17 protein-coding genes are annotated in these 15,507 nt (G+C 69.1%); 11 read left to right on the top strand and 6 right to left on the bottom strand.

The window, feature by feature from the left end:
• Positions 1-129 precede the first annotated feature (129 nt).
• Together AC3A6M_RS15660 and AC3A6M_RS15655 are read left to right on the top strand one after the other, a co-directional pair.
• A complete protein-coding gene (locus tag AC3A6M_RS15660; RefSeq protein WP_487853644.1) occupies positions 130-1,734 on the top strand; it encodes an ATP-binding protein in 1,605 nt (534 codons plus the stop codon).
• A complete protein-coding gene (locus AC3A6M_RS15655; RefSeq protein ID WP_487853643.1) occupies positions 1,731-2,405 on the top strand; it encodes a response regulator in 675 nt (224 codons plus the stop codon). The genes AC3A6M_RS15660 and AC3A6M_RS15655 overlap by 4 nt, the downstream gene beginning before the upstream one ends.
• 59 nt (positions 2,406-2,464) lie before the next feature.
• Here AC3A6M_RS15655 and AC3A6M_RS15650 read toward each other — a convergent pair whose 3' ends face one another.
• Positions 2,465-3,418 (bottom strand): IS1595 family transposase, encoded by a 954-nt coding sequence (locus AC3A6M_RS15650; RefSeq protein WP_487853642.1) that lies wholly within the window; start codon positions 3,416-3,418, stop codon positions 2,465-2,467.
• Between the two features lie 138 nt (positions 3,419-3,556).
• Here AC3A6M_RS15650 and AC3A6M_RS15645 point away from each other — a divergent pair, with 138 nt between their 5' ends.
• The 5 genes from AC3A6M_RS15645 to AC3A6M_RS15625 all read left to right on the top strand — a co-directional run bounded on the left by AC3A6M_RS15645 (position 3,557) and on the right by AC3A6M_RS15625 (position 5,970).
• Positions 3,557-4,003 carry a hypothetical protein gene (locus AC3A6M_RS15645; protein WP_487853641.1) on the top strand — a complete coding sequence of 149 codons (447 nt, stop codon included), beginning with the start codon at positions 3,557-3,559 and terminating at the stop codon, positions 4,001-4,003.
• 65 nt (positions 4,004-4,068) lie between these two features.
• On the top strand, positions 4,069-4,479 hold the full coding sequence (locus AC3A6M_RS15640; RefSeq protein ID WP_487853640.1) for a BlaI/MecI/CopY family transcriptional regulator: 411 nt from the start codon (positions 4,069-4,071) through the stop codon (positions 4,477-4,479).
• Positions 4,476-4,661 (top strand): oxidoreductase-like domain-containing protein, encoded by a 186-nt coding sequence (locus tag AC3A6M_RS15635; RefSeq protein WP_487853639.1) that lies wholly within the window; start codon positions 4,476-4,478, stop codon positions 4,659-4,661. The genes AC3A6M_RS15640 and AC3A6M_RS15635 overlap by 4 nt, the downstream gene beginning before the upstream one ends.
• A gap of 7 nt (positions 4,662-4,668) precedes the next feature.
• Positions 4,669-5,388 (top strand): GNAT family N-acetyltransferase, encoded by a 720-nt coding sequence (locus AC3A6M_RS15630; protein WP_487853638.1) that lies wholly within the window; start codon positions 4,669-4,671, stop codon positions 5,386-5,388.
• A gap of 108 nt (positions 5,389-5,496) precedes the next feature.
• Positions 5,497-5,970: a DUF421 domain-containing protein gene (locus tag AC3A6M_RS15625; RefSeq protein WP_487853637.1), complete on the top strand. Its 474-nt coding sequence runs from the start codon at positions 5,497-5,499 to the stop codon at positions 5,968-5,970.
• Here AC3A6M_RS15625 and AC3A6M_RS15620 read toward each other — a convergent pair.
• The gene (locus AC3A6M_RS15620; protein ID WP_487853636.1) at positions 5,967-6,914 is read right to left on the bottom strand and encodes a hypothetical protein; all 948 of its coding nucleotides are present in this window, start codon (positions 6,912-6,914) and stop codon (positions 5,967-5,969) included. The genes AC3A6M_RS15625 and AC3A6M_RS15620 overlap by 4 nt on opposite strands.
• 190 nt (positions 6,915-7,104) lie before the next feature.
• Here AC3A6M_RS15620 and AC3A6M_RS15615 point away from each other — a divergent pair, with 190 nt between their 5' ends.
• On the top strand, positions 7,105-7,698 hold the full coding sequence (locus AC3A6M_RS15615; RefSeq protein WP_487853635.1) for a CHRD domain-containing protein: 594 nt from the start codon (positions 7,105-7,107) through the stop codon (positions 7,696-7,698).
• A 24-nt stretch (positions 7,699-7,722) separates the two neighbouring features.
• On the opposite strand, the gene gluQRS is transcribed toward AC3A6M_RS15615, so the two are convergent.
• Positions 7,723-8,661, bottom strand: coding sequence for a tRNA glutamyl-Q(34) synthetase GluQRS (gluQRS, locus tag AC3A6M_RS15610; RefSeq protein ID WP_487853634.1), 939 nt, complete (start codon positions 8,659-8,661; stop codon positions 7,723-7,725).
• Between the two features lie 211 nt (positions 8,662-8,872).
• Between gluQRS and pyp the strand changes: the two genes are divergently transcribed.
• Genes pyp through AC3A6M_RS15595 form a run of 3 tightly spaced genes read left to right on the top strand, consistent with a single transcriptional unit; the run spans position 8,873 to position 11,440 of the window.
• Positions 8,873-9,262 (top strand): photoactive yellow protein, encoded by a 390-nt coding sequence (gene pyp, locus AC3A6M_RS15605; RefSeq protein WP_487853633.1) that lies wholly within the window; start codon positions 8,873-8,875, stop codon positions 9,260-9,262.
• Between the two features lie 3 nt (positions 9,263-9,265).
• Positions 9,266-10,519 (top strand): AMP-binding protein, encoded by a 1,254-nt coding sequence (locus AC3A6M_RS15600; RefSeq protein ID WP_487853632.1) that lies wholly within the window; start codon positions 9,266-9,268, stop codon positions 10,517-10,519.
• Positions 10,520-10,531: 12 nt separating this feature from the next.
• Entirely contained in the window at positions 10,532-11,440 is a 909-nt protein-coding gene (locus AC3A6M_RS15595) for a MerR family transcriptional regulator (RefSeq protein WP_487853631.1), read from the top strand.
• An 11-nt stretch (positions 11,441-11,451) separates the two neighbouring features.
• Here AC3A6M_RS15595 and AC3A6M_RS15590 read toward each other — a convergent pair whose 3' ends face one another.
• The 3 genes from AC3A6M_RS15590 to AC3A6M_RS15580 form a co-directional block, all read right to left on the bottom strand.
• On the bottom strand, positions 11,452-13,761 hold the full coding sequence (locus AC3A6M_RS15590) for a putative bifunctional diguanylate cyclase/phosphodiesterase (RefSeq protein ID WP_487853630.1): 2,310 nt from the start codon (positions 13,759-13,761) through the stop codon (positions 11,452-11,454).
• A 189-nt stretch (positions 13,762-13,950) separates the two neighbouring features.
• A complete protein-coding gene (locus AC3A6M_RS15585) occupies positions 13,951-14,457 on the bottom strand; it encodes a nuclear transport factor 2 family protein (RefSeq protein ID WP_487853629.1) in 507 nt (168 codons plus the stop codon).
• A complete protein-coding gene (locus tag AC3A6M_RS15580) occupies positions 14,454-15,476 on the bottom strand; it encodes a proline iminopeptidase-family hydrolase (protein WP_487853628.1) in 1,023 nt (340 codons plus the stop codon). Before AC3A6M_RS15580 ends, AC3A6M_RS15585 begins: the two co-directional genes overlap by 4 nt.
• Between the last annotated feature and the right edge of the window lie 31 nt (positions 15,477-15,507).

Raw genomic sequence — 15,507 nt, 5'->3', positions numbered from 1 at the left:
GTGCTTTGTCACGCCTGCGCGGGCTGGCTGAACCCGGCTGATGCTAATGATGAGTTGGCAAGGCGTCAATCGAATTCCGGTCCCTTCTCCACATCGCCCGAACATGCCAACTTGCCCTAGAATGGCTCGTTGCCAATTATTAATGACACCTTGAAGATCTCGATCGGCCACCGCCTGTTCGCCTCCGTCCTGCTCGCGATCCTCGCGGTGGCGGCGGGCGCCGTCTATTTGCTGCGCCAGAACGTGCTGGCGGGCTTCGGCGACTACGCGGTCGGGATCGAGCTGGATCGCCTGGAAGAGCTGTCCGGCGCGCTGGCGCGCCAGTACCGCGGCCATGGCGGCTGGACCTTCCTGCCCGCCGGCGAGGGCCGGCAGCGCTGGATCGCGCGCGAGCTGGAACGCCTGCAGCGCGAACGCGACGATGCGGCCCTGGCGGCGCCACCGGCGCCACCGGTCCCGCGCACCCCGGCCGCGCATGCCCCGGGCCGCGGCGTCCCTGCGGCGCTCGCCAACCCGGTCGCGCCGGCGCCCCCGGCCGCCCCGGCCGAGCCGCCTGCTCCGCCCCAGCCTCCCGCGCCGCCGCTGCCGCCCCTGCCGGCGCCGCGCGTCGCCCCGTCGACCGGGCAGGAGCCCGGCGTCGATGCGTCCCTGCCCCAGCGCATCACCCTGCTCGATGCCGACGGCCGCTACCTGGCCGGGCGCGAGCCCGATGCGCTCCCGCTGGCGCGCCGCCCGGTCGAGGTGAACGGCCGCACCGTCGGCTACCTCGGCGTGGCGCGCAGCCACCGTCCGAGCGACGCCATGGCGCTCGCCTTCCTGGAGCAGCTGCGCGCCAGCCTGTGGTGGATCCTGGCCTTTGCCGTGGCCTTCTCGGCGCTGGCCGCGACCCTGCTGGCGCGCCACTTCCGCCGCCCGATCCGCGCGCTGGCGGGCGGCGCCGGCATGCTGGCCGAGGGCCGCTTCGACGTGCGCCTGCCCGCGGGCCGCAGCGACGAACTGGGCGAACTGGCGCGCCACTTCAACACCCTGGCGCAGCAGCTCGAACGCGCGGAGAGCGCGCGCCGCCAGTGGGTGGCCGACACTTCGCACGAGCTGCGCACCCCGCTCGCCGTGCTGCGCGCCCAGCTCGAGGCGATCCAGGACGGCGTGCGCAAGGCCGGCCCGGACACCGTCGACGCCATGCTGCGCCAGGTGCTGGCCCTGAACAAGCTGATCGACGAGCTGTACACGCTGGCGCGCGCCGACATCCAGGCCCTCGACATCCGTCCGGAACGCCTCGACCTGTGGCAGCTGGCCGGCGTGCAGGCCAGGACCTTCGAAGCGCGCCTGCAGGCGGCCGGCCTGGCGCTCGAGGTCGGCCCGGCGCCGCCCCGATCGGTCGTGCTGGCCGATCCCGACCGCATGCGCCAGGTGCTCGACAACCTGCTCGAGAACAGCCTGCGCTACAGCGCCGCCGGCGGCAGCGTGGCCCTGGGCGCCGAGACCGACGGCGCGCTGCTGCGCCTGCACCTGGACGACAGCGCGCCCGGGGTGCCGGACGAGGCCCTGGCCCGCCTGGCGCAGCGCTTCTACCGCGTCGACGCCTCGCGCAGCCGCGCGCATGGCGGCGCCGGCCTCGGCCTGGCGCTGTGCCGCCGCCTGCTGGAAGCGCAGGGCGCCCGGCTCACGTTCGCGCATTCGCCGCTGGGCGGACTGCGCGCCACGATCGCGATGCCCCTCACCGACAAGCCATGAACACCGAACTCTTCATCGTCGAGGACGAACCCGAACTGGCCGCGCTGGTGGCCGACTATGCGCAGGCCGCCGGCTACGCGGCCACCGTGTTCGGCGACGGCGCCCTGGCCCTGGAGGCGATCCGGCGCAGCCCGCCGGCCCTGGTGGTGCTCGACCTGATGCTGCCCGGCCTGGACGGGCTGTCGGTGTGCCGCGAAGTGCGCCGTTTTTCCGCGCTGCCGATCGTGATGGTGACCGCGCGCGTCGACGAGGTCGACCGCCTGCTCGGGCTGGAGCTCGGCGCCGACGACTACCTGTGCAAGCCGTTCAGCCCGCGCGAGCTGATGGCCCGCATCAAGGCCATCCTGCGCCGCGTTGCGCCCGCCGCCGCGCCGGCGGCGCCCGCGGTCGAGGTCGACGAAGCCGCGCGCCGCATCCGCATCAACGGCCGGCCGCTCGAGCTGACGCCCACCGAATACGGCATCCTGGCCGCGCTGGCGCGCCGGCCCGGCCAGGTGTTTTCGCGCGCCCGGCTGCTCGACGCCGCGCGCGAGGGCAACGCCAACCTGGACGTGGCCGACCGCGCCATCGACAGCCATGTCAAGAACCTGCGGCGCAAGCTGGACGCGGCGCTGCCGGGCGTGGAGGCGATCCATTCGATCTACGGACTCGGCTACCGCTTTGATCTGTGACACGGCGATTTGTGACTCCCAGGCACAAATCCGCCTTCTTCATTTTCGCGCTGTTCGCATTAAGTGTGGAATCTGCCCAGCGCCGCTCTCAGGAAGGCATCCGGGCTGGCAATGCGTTGCCCGTCCAGCGCCCAGCCCCAACCGAAATAGTGGGACAGGTAGCGGCTGGCAATTCCGCGGAAAGGCACCAGCCAGGCACGCATGCGGCTGTGATAGGCGTTCACGTTTTGGATGTGCAGGGCGCCGCGCTTGCGGATCCCCGCGCTCACGTTCACGGCTTCATGGGCGATCCCGGCTTCACGGGCGAATGCCGGATAAGCGGTGTGGCTGTCTGTCACGAGCAGCACGTCCGGCTCCAGGCGCGGCCCCAGGTGCTCGAGCAAATGCTGCTTGCGCAGCGCACCCTTGCCGGTGACGGCATCGATCGTCTGCCCGCTGCGGTCGCGTGCGACCAAAATACACATCTGCTCGTTCGAGATGCCGCGCTTTGACGCTTTGCCGCCGCGTTTTCGTGGCGGGCGGTCGAGTTTCCTGGCGCCTTTGTGCGATTCGCGCACATACATCTCGTCGGCCTCGGCGATTCCCTTTAACCGCTCGGGCCGATCGTCCTTGGTTACGCTGAGAAACCGGTGCCGCCAACGAAAGCTGGTGGCGCTGGCGACGCCCGTTTCCAGCGCCGCGCGGCGCACGCTGCGCGAGTCGAGCATGCCGTCGAGGTAGTCGAGCCAGCGGGATTTATGGCGCAGCCGGGCCAGCGGCGTGCCGCTCAGTGCGTTGAACGTACGAAAGCAGGTGCGGCAGCGATAACGCTGCAGGCCATTCGCATGGCCGTGAAGATAAGGGCGATCGGCCTGGCAGCGCGGGCAGCAAGGCGCCTGCCCGGGTTGTTCGATGACGTCGAGAGCCCGGTCCAGCCCGGCCGCCGATTGCAGCAGCGCCAGCAGGCGGCCGCGCTGGCGCCGGGTGAGGCTCGGTAGCCGCTGGAGAAATTGCTCGAACTGCCGGGTTTGCATGGCGCCTCCGTCAACGGTTCAGGTTGACGTTGGACCGGTCGCTTGCCGAAAAGATCCCACACTTAATGCGAACAGCGCCTTCATTTTTTCTCCACATTCGGGTCGCATCATGCAGCTTCCGAATCCAAGGAGAACACCATGAAAACCACTGCCGCCATCCTGATGTTTGCCCTGCTGTCGGGCGCCGCCGGCGCCGGCCTGGCCGACGTCCACGTCTACGTCAACTGCAAGGCCGACGGCAACTGCCCGCCGCCGCCCAAGCCGCCGAAGCCGCCGCGCCCCCCGGCCCCTCCTGCGCCGCCAGCCCCGCCGGCGCCCGATGACGCGATGGCGTACACGCCCGACGCCGCCATGCCGGCGCCGCCCGCGCCGCCCGCCCCACCGTCCCCGCCGGCCGTGCCCGCCCCGCCGCCGCCGCCGAAGGTGCCGCCGGTGCCGGACAGCGCCCACGCCGAGTGCGCCGCGAAGACGCCGGGCAGCCGCCTGACCATCACCCTGCGTGCGGGAGAAACCATGACCGGCGTCTGCCAGCGGCACGACGGCAAGATGGTGTTTTCGCTGCGCGAGTACGCGCTGCACGAGTAAGCCGACGAGGCGCGGACAGGGCCGCCCGGCCGTCCGCCGCCTCGACTTTCGCGGCCGGAGCGGGTATGCTGGACCGCATGTCGCATCCCGCCGCACCACCGAAACCGACCCCATCCGAACTGGAACTGCTGCGCGTCCTCTGGCAGACCGGTCCCGCCACGGCCAGGCAGGTCCATGAGGCGATCGCGGCCGAGCGCCCCGATCTGACGGCGGCGACCGTGTTGCGCCTGTTGCAATTAATGCATGGCAAGGGACTGCTGCTGCGCGATGAAAGCCAGCGCGCCCACGTCTATGCGCCGGCCCAGCCGCAGGAAAACCTGCAGACCAGCCTGGTCAGCGAACTGATCGCCAAGGCCTTTTCCGGCTCCGGCAAGGCGCTGGTGCTGGCCGCCCTGCGCGGCCACGTCAGCAAGAAGGACCGCGAGGAAATCCAGGCCATCCTGAGCGGCGAAAACAGCGGCGGCAAGGAACCGTGACCGACCTCCCACTTCCACCCGAACCCGACCCGCGCCCGCAGCCGCCGAAAGAACCGGCACTCGAGGATTGCTGCGGCACCGGCTGCGTCCATTGTGTGTTCGACATGTACCAGATTGCGCTCGAGAATTACGAACAGGCGCTGGCCGCCTGGCGCGCGCGCCATCCGGACAAGACAACGTAAGACATCCATGGCTCACCTGCTCGATAACATCTTCTGGAACACCCTGAGCGGCACGCATTCCCACCTGTCGAGCGGCACCGACCGCGCCAGGCGCTATGCCCAGGGCTTCTCGCCCATCGTCGGCTTTTCCGATCCGCAGCAACCGGATTTCGCAGCGCTGGAACCCTTCTGCGAGTCCGGCGAGCGCTTCTACTGCGATGCCTGGACGGGCCCGGCGCCAAGCGGCTGGCGCATCGAAGCCGAGTCGACCATGATGCGCATGGTCTGGGACGGCGCCATGCCGGAGGCCGACGAGGCGCCCGATGCCGTGCCGCTCGGGACCGACGATGCGGCGCGGGCGCTGGACCTGGCGATGCTCACCCGCCCGGGCCCCTTCGGCCCGCGCACCATCGAACTGGGCGACTACTTCGGCTACTTCGACGAGGGAAACATGGGCAGCCGGCGCCTGATCGCCATGGCCGGCGAGCGCATGGCCGCGCCCGGACTGCGCGAGATCAGCGGCGTCTGCACCCGCCCCGGCTACGAGGGCCGCGGCTACGCGCGCCGCCTGATGCTGAAGCTGATCCGGCGCCAGCTGCTGCGCGGCGAGACGCCCTTCCTGCACGTGATGCGCGACAACGAGGCCGCGCACAAGCTCTACCTGCGCATCGGCTTCCGCGACTATTGCGCAACCGCGGTGCGGATCGTCGCCCGGGACGCGCACTACGTGGCCCCGGCCGCCGGCTGAGCGCGACGGGCGCCGCGGGCGGCCCTCGTCCTGTGTTCCCTGCCGAACAGTCGAACTGGCCTCTTGACACTATCATTTCCACATCGGATCGATATTCAAGAGGCCGCCATGTTCGATATGGATCTTCCCTGGTGGGAGTTTATTGCCCGTGGCGCGATGATCTACCTGGCGCTGCTGGTCATGGTGCGCCTGTCGGGGCGCCGCACCATCGGCCAGTTCACGCCGTTCGACCTGCTGGTGGTAATGCTGCTGTCGGAGTCGGTGTCGAACGGACTGTCCGGCGGCGACGATTCCGTGAGCGGCGGCCTGATCATTGCAGCGACACTGATCGTGCTCAACGGCAGCATCGGGCTGCTGTCGGCGCGCAGCCGGAAAGTGGAAGCCTTCGTCGAAGGCGATGTGCTGCTGATCGGGCGCGACGGCGTCTTCTTCGACAAGATCATGCATCGCAACCGCATCGGCGAAATCGATATCGAGCAGGCGCTGCGCGAAGCGGATTGCGCCCGCCATGAGATGCAGTGCGCCTTCCTCGAAGCGGACGGCAGCATCACGATCATGAAAAAGAGCCGTTCCTCGCGTTAGAACGCCAGGCCGGCGCCCAGCAAGAACACATCGGAATCGCGCTCGTAGCTAGTGATCACGCGGCTCCAGGTGAGCTGGGCGCGCAGGTTGTCGCTGATGCGGTAGCGCATGCCGATCGAGGCGATCGGCGCCACGTGGTTGTCGCGCTCGGCGTGCGGATCGGTGCGGTCGAGCTGGTCGCGCATGGCGTAGGCGCCGAAGCCCATCTCCAGCACGGTGCGCTCGGTGAAGGGGCGCAGCAGCCACACCTGGCCGGACACGCCCTTGCGCTCGGCCACGTCGACCTTCCCTTCGTTCATCAGGATCACGCTCCACTCGAGGTTCGGATTCACCGTGCGGCGGTATTCCAGGCCGGTCGAGGTCGCGGTTTCGGACTTGAAGCTGTTCACGATCGAGCGCCCGGCCAGCAGCATCACCAGGTTGTCGCCCTTCTCCGCGTTCTGCAGGCGGATATCGCGCGGCAGGTTGCGCAGCTCGTAGCCGGCGCCGAACAGCAGCATGGTGGTGTCGTGCGAGGTGATGCCGTGGGTATGCGCCAGGCGCGTCTCCAGGTAGGCGTTCGAGGCCAGGTGGTACTTGGCGCTCACGCTCATCAGCTGGCCCCAGCCGTGCTCGTTGCGGTAGTCGCCCAGGGAGCCGTTGCCGGTGGTGGTATCGAAGTAATAGTAGGGGCCGAAGCCGGCCGCGAACGACCAGCCGCGCGTGGGCACGGGCGTGTGCAGCCACAGCTGGGCGCCGAGGCCGTCGCGGTGGTGCAGCCGCGGATGGCCCTCGTTCAGGTAATCGGCGCTCACCGACAGGTAGTTGTTGAGGTGGTGCGTGTAGCCGAGGGCGACGGCGAAGGAGGTGTCGTCGGCGTCCTGGTCGACCCGCATCCCGCCGGCCAGCAGCGAAGCGTCCTGGGCATGGGCCAGGCATGATACGAAAAGCAGGGGCAGGGCCAAAAACCTGTATCTCATCATTAATGAATCTCTGGTCAATCGGTTAATTATGCCCAGCTTTCCATTTCTCAGTCGCCCGAGGGCAAAATCTCAGCCGTATGGTGCGAGTCCACCCCATCCTCCGGTGCTAAGTTTTTGATCACATCCCAGGACGGGGTGTGTTGCAGAGACTCTGTTCAACAGGAGGTATTCCATGAAACAAATTCTGTCCGTTCTAGCACTGGCGGCGACGGCGGTCCTGGCCACGCCGGCCTTTGCCCAGACCTACCGGGCCGTTGCCAGCGGCCCGGCCGAGAGTCCGCCCAACGGCTCGCCGGGCAACAGCCTGGTGACGATCGACATCGGCGCCAGCAACCTGATGGTCGACATGCCGTTCCGCGACCTGGTCGGCGGCGCGACCGCCGCCCACATCCACTGCTGCACCACCAGCGCCTTCACCGGCACGGCGGCCATCGCGATGCCGTTCACCGACTTCCCGGCCGATGTCCACGCCGGCGACTACACCAGGGCGATCCCGCTGTACGACGCAGCGTCCTATGACCCGGCCTTCCTGAAGGCGCATGGCGGCACGGCGTCCGGCGCGGCATCGGCCCTGGTGGACGGCATCAATGCCAACGAAGCCTATGTCAACATCCACACCACCGCCCATCCGGCAGGCGAGATCCGCGGTTTCCTGGTGGCGGCGCCGGTGCCGGAACCCGCCGAGTGGGCGCTGCTGGCAAGCGGCCTGGCCGCCCTGCTGTGGGCTGGCCGCCGGCGGCTTCTGGAAGCGGGCTGGCAGAAGTAAGGAGGTGCTCGGCCTGGCGTGAAGCTAGGCCGGAAGAAGGGCGCCGCGTTCGGCAAGCAGGCTGGCCCAGGCCGGGACTGCCTGCTGCCAGAACGCGGCCAGCGTCACGATCGATGCCGCCGGTGCAGCCAGGCGCAGCCCGAGGAAGCCGGCGGCCTGCCGCAGGGCGGCGACGGCCGCCTCTTCCGAATGGCCGTGGGCCGCGGGCAGGATGGCCAGCGCCCCGGTCTGCTTGGAGAGCTTTTCGCCGTCGGCGTTGCGCACCACCGGCACGTGCAGGTAGCGCGGGGTCGGCACCCCGAGCAGGCGCTGCAGGTAGATCTGGCGCGGGGTCGAGTCGAGCAGGTCGGCGCCGCGCACCACGTCGGTGACGCCCTGCTCCGCATCGTCCACCACCACGGCCAGCTGGTAGGCCCAGTAGCCGTCGGCGCGCTTGAGCACGAAGTCTCCCGATTCCAGCGCCAGCCGCTGTTCCTGGTACCCGGCGAAGCGGTCGGTGAAGCCGATCACGTCCGCGCCCGGTTCCGGCACCCGCAGGCGCAGGCTGCGTGCCTCGCGGCCCGGCGCCAGGCCCTGGCGGCAGGTGCCGGGATAGATCGCCGCGCCGTCCGGCCCCAGTCCCAGGCGCGAATCGGCGATCTCCCGCCGGTTGCAGCCGCAGCCGTAGACATGCTGCGCCAGCCGCTCGCGCGCGGCCTGGTAGAGGTCCTTGCGCCGGCTCTGCCAGACGATCTCGCCATCCGAATGCATGCCCAGCCAGGCCAGCTGCTCGAGGATGGTCCCGGCGGCGCCGGGCACGGCGCGGCCTTCGTCGATGTCCTCGATGCGGATCAGCCAGCGGCCGCCGTTGGCGCGCGCGTCCAGGTAGCTGGCCAGGGCCGCCACCAGCGAGCCGGCGTGCAGCGGACCGGTGGGAGACGGCGCAAAACGGCCGACGTAGGGGCTGGATGGGGTCGTGCTCACGGCTGGCCTGGGGGTTGCGGATGTTCGAAAAACGCAACCTTAGCACAGGCCGGCGGGCGGCGTCCGGCCGGCCCCATCTTCCTCATTCTTGTCCTGGACAACATGGATTGACACGGCTGAACGCAACCCTATTGCAATTCCTCCAGAGCAATATATAATTGTTTTGTCCTAGACAAACTAAAGAACCACCTCAACCCCATCAAGGAACATCATGCAGTCAACCCTGAACGTGATCACCTTTGGCAAGGGCGACATCGACAACACCCTGTCGCGCCTGTCGGGCAAACAGATCGATGAACTGGCCTTCGGCGCCATCCAGCTCGATGCCCAGGGCAAGGTCCTGCGCTACAACCAGGCCGAGGCGCAGATTACCGGCCGCCAGGCCAGCGCCGTGATCGGCACCAACTTCTTCCGCGACGTCGCGCCCTGCACCAACACGGCCCGCTTCAAGGGCGTGTTCGACGCCGGCGTGCGCTCGAACGACCTGAACACCATGTTCGAGTACGTGTTCGACTACAAGATGACCCCGACCAAGGTGAAGATCCATATGAAGAAAGCGATCAGCGACGGCACCTTCTGGATCTTCGTCAAGCGCCTGTAAGCCATGCACGCGCCCGGCACCCCGTCCGCCCCGTGGTGGGCCGACCGCGCCGCGCTGCTGCGCTTCGTCGCCGACCTGGTGGCGGGCGAGCTGGCGGCGCTGCGCCACGAGCCGCTGCTGCTGCCGAGCGGCTGGACCGCATCGCTGTCGCTGCAGCACGACCTCGGCGTCGACTCGCTGGAGCTGCTGCAGCTGGCGGGCAGGCTGGCGGAAGCCCTGCAGATGCAGCGCAGCGGGCTCGAAGACTACCTGCTGGCGCGCCGCACGCTGGCCGGCTGGCTCGACATCGCCGGCGCGGCCCTCCAGCACTGGGACGGCGAACTGACCTTCCGCACCTCGGGCAGCACCGGCGAACCGAAACGCTGCGACCATGCCCTCGCCGCGCTGGAGCAGGAAGCGGCAAGCCTGGCCGCGCTGTTCCCGGGGCGCCGGCGCCTGCTGCTGGCCGTGCCCAGCCATCACATCTACGGCTTCCTGTTCGGCGTGCTGCTGCCGCGCCACCTCGGCCTCGATCCGGCCCGGGTCGTCTGCGTGCGCGCGCGCCTGCCGTCGCAGCTGGCCCGCCATGCCCTGCCCGGCGACCTGGTGGTCGGCCACCCGCAGTTCTGGCAGGCGGCGCTCGGCGCGGACGCGCGTTTCCCGGAAGACGTGGTCGGCGCCAGTTCGACCGCGCCCTGTCCCGACGCGGTGGCGCAGCGGGCCGCGGCGGCCGGGCTGGCGTCGCTGGTCCAGGTCTATGGCGCTTCCGAGACCGGCGGCCTCGGATGGCGCGCCTCGCACCGCGACCCGTACCGGCTGCTGCCCTATCTCGAACGCGCGCCGGACGGCGGCGACGCCCTGCTGCGCCGCGGCCCCGGCGGCGAGACCCGCACGCTGCGCCCGCAGGACCAGCTGGCATGGTGCGGCGCCGACCGCTTCACCGTGGGCGCGCGGGGCGACGCTGCGGTCCAGGTGGGCGGGATCAACGTGTTTCCGGAGCGGGTACGCCAGGTCCTGCTGGCGCATCCGCAGGTGGAGGACGCGGCGGTGCGCCTGATGCGCCCGGACGAGGGGCTGCGCCTGAAAGCCTTCGTGGTGCCGCGCCCGGGCGCTCCCGCGCCGGACCTCTTCACGCAGGAACTGCGCGGCTGGACCGATGCCAGGCTGGCGGCGCCGGAGCGGCCGAAGGCGTTCACCCTGGGCCGGCGCATCCCGCGCGGCGCGCTGGGCAAGCCCGCCGACTGGAGCGTGATCGCGGACGAAACGGCAAGCGGCTAGAATAGGCGACCCATGACGACCATGACCACATCGACCAACCTCAGTATCGCCGCCGTCGAGCGCGAGACCCGGCTGTCCAAGGACGTGCTGCGGGTCTGGGAACGACGCTACGGCTTCCCGCAGCCGGTGCGCGACGCGCATGGCGAACGCTGCTACCCGGCCGACCAGGTCGAGCGCCTGCGCACCATGAAGCGCCTGATGGACCAGGGCCACCGCCCCGGGGCCCTGGCCGCGCTGGCGCCCGACGAACTGGCCGCGCTGGCGGCGCCGGAGCCCCGCGCGGCGGCGGACGACGCGCAGTCCGGCGCGATCGCGCAGCTGCTGGAACTGATCGGCGCGCGCGAACCGGCCACGTTCCAGCATGCGCTGCGCCAGGCCCTGGCCCGCCAGGGGCTGGAGCGCTTCATCGAACAGACCATCGTGCCGCTCACGGCGGCGGTGGGCGCGCGCTGGGAAGACGGCAGCTTCGACGTCTTCGACGAACATTTCTATACGGAGGCGGCGCAACAACTGCTGCGCCAGGCGATCGCCGACCTGCCTTCCCCGCGCCAGGGCCCGCGCATCCTCCTGACCACGGTCCCCGGCGAAGCGCATGGCCTGGGCCTGCTGATGGCGCAAGCCCTGCTCTCGCTGGACGGCGCGAGCTGCATCTCGCTTGGCACCGCGACGCCGCTGGTCGACATCGCGCGCGCGGCGTCGGCCTATGGCGCAGGAGTGGTCGCGCTGTCGTTTTCGGCCTCCTATCCGTGGCGCCAGGTGGCGGCGGTGCTGGCCCAGCTGCGCCTGGCCCTGCCGGCCGAGGTCGCGCTGTGGGCCGGCGGCGCCGGCGTGGCGCGGCTCGACGCGCCGGCCGGCGTGCAGCTGCTGCCGACGCTGGACAGCGGCCGCCAGGCCCTCGCCAGCCTCGACCGCAGGCCGTGATCAGGCCCTGATCAGGCCAGGGCGCCGGCCGGCGCCTGCCAGTCCTGCAAATGCACGATGAAGTCGTCGAGCGGCGCCGGGCGCGAGAACAGGAAGCCCTGCATCGCCGGCTGGCGGTTGGCCGCCAGGAAGTCCGCCTGCTGCGCGGTCTCGACCCCTTCCGCCACCACGCGCAGTCCCAGGTGGTCGGCCATCGCCAGGATCGACTGCACGATGGCGGTGCCGTTGGCGTCGCCCGGGGTGTCGCGGATGAAGCTCTTGTCGATCTTCAGTTCGTACAGCGGCATCTTCTTCAGGTAGGCCAGGTTCGAATAGCCGGTGCCGAAATCGTCGATCGAGAAGCGGATCCCCATTTGCGCCAGCTCGTGCATGCGCGCGATGGTTTCGTTCAGGTCGTTCACCAGCAGGCCTTCGGTGACTTCGAAGATCAGCTGGCTGGCCGGCGCCCCGGTTTCAAGCAGGATCGCGCGCACCTGCGCGACGAAATCCGGCTGGCGGAACTGCAGCGGGCTGACGTTCACCGACAGCGGCAGCGGATGGCCGGCCTGCTCCAGGCGCAGCCAATAGTGGCAGGCCTGGCGCAGCGCCCATTGGCCGAGCGGGACGATCAGGCCGCTCGATTCGGCCGCCGGGATGAACACGTCCGGCGAGACCGGCGTGCCGTCCGCGCGCCGCCAGCGCATCAGCAGCTCGGCGCCCACCGGCGCGCGCCGGTGATCGATCTGCAGCTGCAGGTGCATCGACAGCTCGCCGTTCTCCATCGCGCTGGCCAGGTCGCGCTCCAGGGTCAGCTTGCGTTCGGCCTCGGCCAGCATGCCGGTTTCGAACAGCGTCACGCCGTTGCGCCCGGCGACCTTGGCGTGGTACATCGCGGTATCGGCCTTGCGCAGCAGGTCGTGCCCGGTCACCCCGCTGCCCAGCGGCAGCGCGATGCCGATGCTGGCCGAGGCATGGTAGGGCTGGCCGCCGATCTCGACGTCTTCGGCGAGGGCGCTGCGGATCTTTTCGGCGATCATCCGCGCCGCGCCGGTGGCGCGCTCCGCATCCCGGCCCAGGCTTTCGAGCACGACCACGAACTCGTCGCCGCCCAGGCGCGCCACGGTATCGCCCTGGCGCAGTACGCCCGCGACGCGCGCGGCCGCGTGCTTGAGCATGACGTCGCCGATCGCATGGCCGCGCGCGTCGTTGATGGTCTTGAAGTTATCCAGGTCGATGAACAGCACCGCTCCCAGGCCGGCGCCCGCATGTGCGCGCGCGACCATCGCGTCGAGCCGTTCGATCAGCAGGCGCCGGTTCGGCAGCCCGGTCAGGACATCGTAGAACGCGAGGCGGTGGATGGCGTCGGCGGCGTTGCGGCGCTCGGTGATGTCGCGTCCGACCACCACCCAGTGCGTGTTGCGGCCGCCTTCGCCGGCGAAGGGCACCATCTCCATCTCGACCCAGTACTTGTCGCCTAGCCTGGTGTAGTTCACCAGCTCGGCCGTCACCGCTTCGCCGCGCCGCACGGCATCGAGGACGCGCGCGAATTCCTCCGGGTCGGTGTCGGGACCGTGCAGCATGCGCATGCTGCGCCCGACGAGGTCCTCGCGCGCATAGCCGGTGCGGCGCACGAAGGCGTCGTTGGCGAAGATGATCGGCTGTTCGGCGCCCTCGCCATCGACGGCCTTCGCGATCACGACCATGTCGTTGAGGCGCGCCACCGCGGCCGAGGTCAGGCGCAGCTCGGCATTCAGTTCGTGCAGCCTGGCGTGGCCTTCTTCGAGCGAATCGGCGGTCCGCGCCAGGTCTTCCATCGACTTGTCCAGGCGCTTCAGCAGGCCGTCGCAGGTCAGGGTGATGAGCGCGCCGACGAACAGGTAGTTCAGGGTGACGATCATGCACGGCAGGAAGGCGTGTTCTTCCAGGTCCGCCACGTACAGCCTGGCGTAGCCGGCCAGGCCGAGGAAGAAGATCGATGCGCCGCTGAGGCAGAGCGCGCCGAGCGCCGGCCGCATCCCCAGCAGCACCACGCCCAGCACGGGCGGCGCCATCAGGAAGATCTGGCTGACCGGGCCGATGGTGAGCATCAGGCCGATACCGGTCAGGTACAGGATCGCGAGGAAATTCAGGACCCGGAAGGTGTAGGGCAGGCGCGGCAGGCGCCAGAGCGCCAGCACCCAGCCCAGCGCGACGCTGTCCATGATCGCCACCGGCCAGACCCGGCCGCTGATGGAGAGACCGATGCTGGGAATGGCCACCAGCGTACCGAGGACGGCCACGTGCGACAGCAGGGATGCGAAGACCCTGGAGCGCCAGTGTGCAATGTCGTAGTAGGTTCCCATGGAGCGACTCTTCCCGCGTAAGCCCGCATAGATTATTTCTACGAAGGATTGCAAATTGGTTTAGAGCAACTATTCTAGACGAGGCCCCGGGAACTGTCACGAAAGCCAGGGCTATCTGTTGTGCCAGGGGGACGAAACGATAGCCCTAAGAAATCGCACGGCACGCTCGCCCTCGGCGGGCGGTCCTGCTCACCTGGCCGGCGCCGCCTCGGCCTGGCGCACCAGTTCCGTCACCTGTTTGGCGATCCCGTTCGGCACCGCCATCGACAGCTGGTAGTGCAGGATCTCGAAGCCCTTGCCGGTCCTGCGGATCACGCCGCTGGCCATGCAGTGGCCCATGTTCGGGGTGTCGAGCAGCTCGTCGAACCAGACCAGCTTGCCGTCCTCGGATGCGTAGACGTTGCGCCGGGTGGCATGGAAGGACCAGGCCGACTTCTTGCCCTCGAAGTATTTGCGGGCCCAGGCCTTGAACGCGTCGCGCCGCCACAGCTCGCTGCGGTCGGTACCGATGTAGACGCCATCCGGCGCCATCTTGTCGAAATAGGCCATGCGCGCGTGGGCCGCGTCGTCATGCCATTCGTCGACGAAGGCGTTGACCTGCTTTACCAGGGCGGGGTCGAGGCCGGCGGCCTGGGCCAGGCCGGCGAAGCACAGGCAGCAGGCCAGCAACAGGGATTTCAGGGTGGTGTGCATCATGGGAAGCGTCCTCCATCGACGTCGCGCAGGAATTTGATCAGGCCGGCGAAATAGGTTTTCTGGTCGTCGTACATCGACATGTGGCTGCCCTCCTCGCACATCAGCAGGCGGCCATGCTTCACCTTCTGCGAGACCATCTTCATGTGCGCCGGGTCCATGGTGTCATGGCGGCCGGCGATGACCAGGGTCGGCACCGCGATCTTCGGCAGGTCGGCGACGCGGTCCCAGTGCTCCAGCTTCGCATTGTGGGCGCCCAGCTCGCTCGGCCCCTGCATCGGCACGTAGATCTTCGGGTTGATGTGGGCGAACGAGCGCTGCACCGGCTCGGGCCACTGGTCGGCCGGCATGCGCAGGACGTGGTGCTCGTAGTGGTTCGGGATCAGCAGCGCCATGTAGCGCGGATCCTCGTACTTCCCGGCCGCTTCGAGCTGCTTGATCTCGGCCAGGGCTTTCTGGTCCATGGCCGGCATGAGGACGGTATCGGCATAGCGGTTGTAGGCCGGGATGCTCATCATCATGTTCGAGATCACCAGGCCCTTCAGGTTCTGGCCGTACTTGAGCGCGTACTCGGCCGCCAGGATGCCGCCCCAGGAATGGCCCAGCAAATAAAAATTCCTGTTGCTCAGGCCGAGCGCCTTGCGCACCTGCTCGACCTCTTCCACGAAGCGCGGCAGGTCGACCAGCGAGGGGTCGTCCGGCTTGTCGCTGTAGGCCGAGCCGAGCTGGTCGTAGTAGTAGTACTCGATGCTGGCGCCCGGGAAGTAACTGTCGAAGGCTTCGAAGTATTCGTGGGTGGCGCCGGGGCCGCCGTGCAGCAGCAGGACCTTGATGGTCGGGTTGTTGCCGACGCGCTTGGTCCAGACCTTGAACGTGCCCTTCGGCGTGACGACCGGGATCATGCGCACGCCGCCGGACAGCACATCGCTGCGCCCCGTGTTGTCGTAATAGTTGCCGGCAGCGGCGAAGGGGCTGGCGGCCAGCAGGCACATGGCCGCCAGCAGGGCAAGGATGCGTGTCATCGGGACCTCGGCAGGTTGCAATCGTGCCTAT

Source organism: Telluria sp. Soil_C_11 (assembly GCF_057657395.1).
Note: the sequence above shows the minus strand (reverse complement) of the source record. Positions and strands in the feature narration are given on the sequence as shown.

Bases quoted from the DNA above. Each gene is read 5' to 3' on its own strand.
- AC3A6M_RS15615 (WP_487853635.1), top strand. From the start codon at position 7,105: ATGAAACAAATTCTGTCCGTTCTAGCACTGGCGGCGACGGCGGTCCTG.
- AC3A6M_RS15650 (WP_487853642.1), bottom strand. From the start codon at position 3,418: ATGCAAACCCGGCAGTTCGAGCAATTTCTCCAGCGGCTACCGAGCCTC.
- AC3A6M_RS15630 (WP_487853638.1), top strand. From the start codon at position 4,669: ATGGCTCACCTGCTCGATAACATCTTCTGGAACACCCTGAGCGGCACG.
- AC3A6M_RS15640 (WP_487853640.1), top strand. From the start codon at position 4,069: ATGCTGGACCGCATGTCGCATCCCGCCGCACCACCGAAACCGACCCCA.
- AC3A6M_RS15585 (WP_487853629.1), bottom strand. From the start codon at position 14,457: ATGATGCACACCACCCTGAAATCCCTGTTGCTGGCCTGCTGCCTGTGC.
- AC3A6M_RS15590 (WP_487853630.1), bottom strand. From the start codon at position 13,761: ATGGGAACCTACTACGACATTGCACACTGGCGCTCCAGGGTCTTCGCA.
- AC3A6M_RS15580 (WP_487853628.1), bottom strand. From the start codon at position 15,476: ATGACACGCATCCTTGCCCTGCTGGCGGCCATGTGCCTGCTGGCCGCC.
- AC3A6M_RS15645 (WP_487853641.1), top strand. From the start codon at position 3,557: ATGAAAACCACTGCCGCCATCCTGATGTTTGCCCTGCTGTCGGGCGCC.
- AC3A6M_RS15600 (WP_487853632.1), top strand. From the start codon at position 9,266: ATGCACGCGCCCGGCACCCCGTCCGCCCCGTGGTGGGCCGACCGCGCC.
- AC3A6M_RS15625 (WP_487853637.1), top strand. From the start codon at position 5,497: ATGTTCGATATGGATCTTCCCTGGTGGGAGTTTATTGCCCGTGGCGCG.
- AC3A6M_RS15595 (WP_487853631.1), top strand. From the start codon at position 10,532: ATGACGACCATGACCACATCGACCAACCTCAGTATCGCCGCCGTCGAG.
- AC3A6M_RS15655 (WP_487853643.1), top strand. From the start codon at position 1,731: ATGAACACCGAACTCTTCATCGTCGAGGACGAACCCGAACTGGCCGCG.
- pyp (WP_487853633.1), top strand. From the start codon at position 8,873: ATGCAGTCAACCCTGAACGTGATCACCTTTGGCAAGGGCGACATCGAC.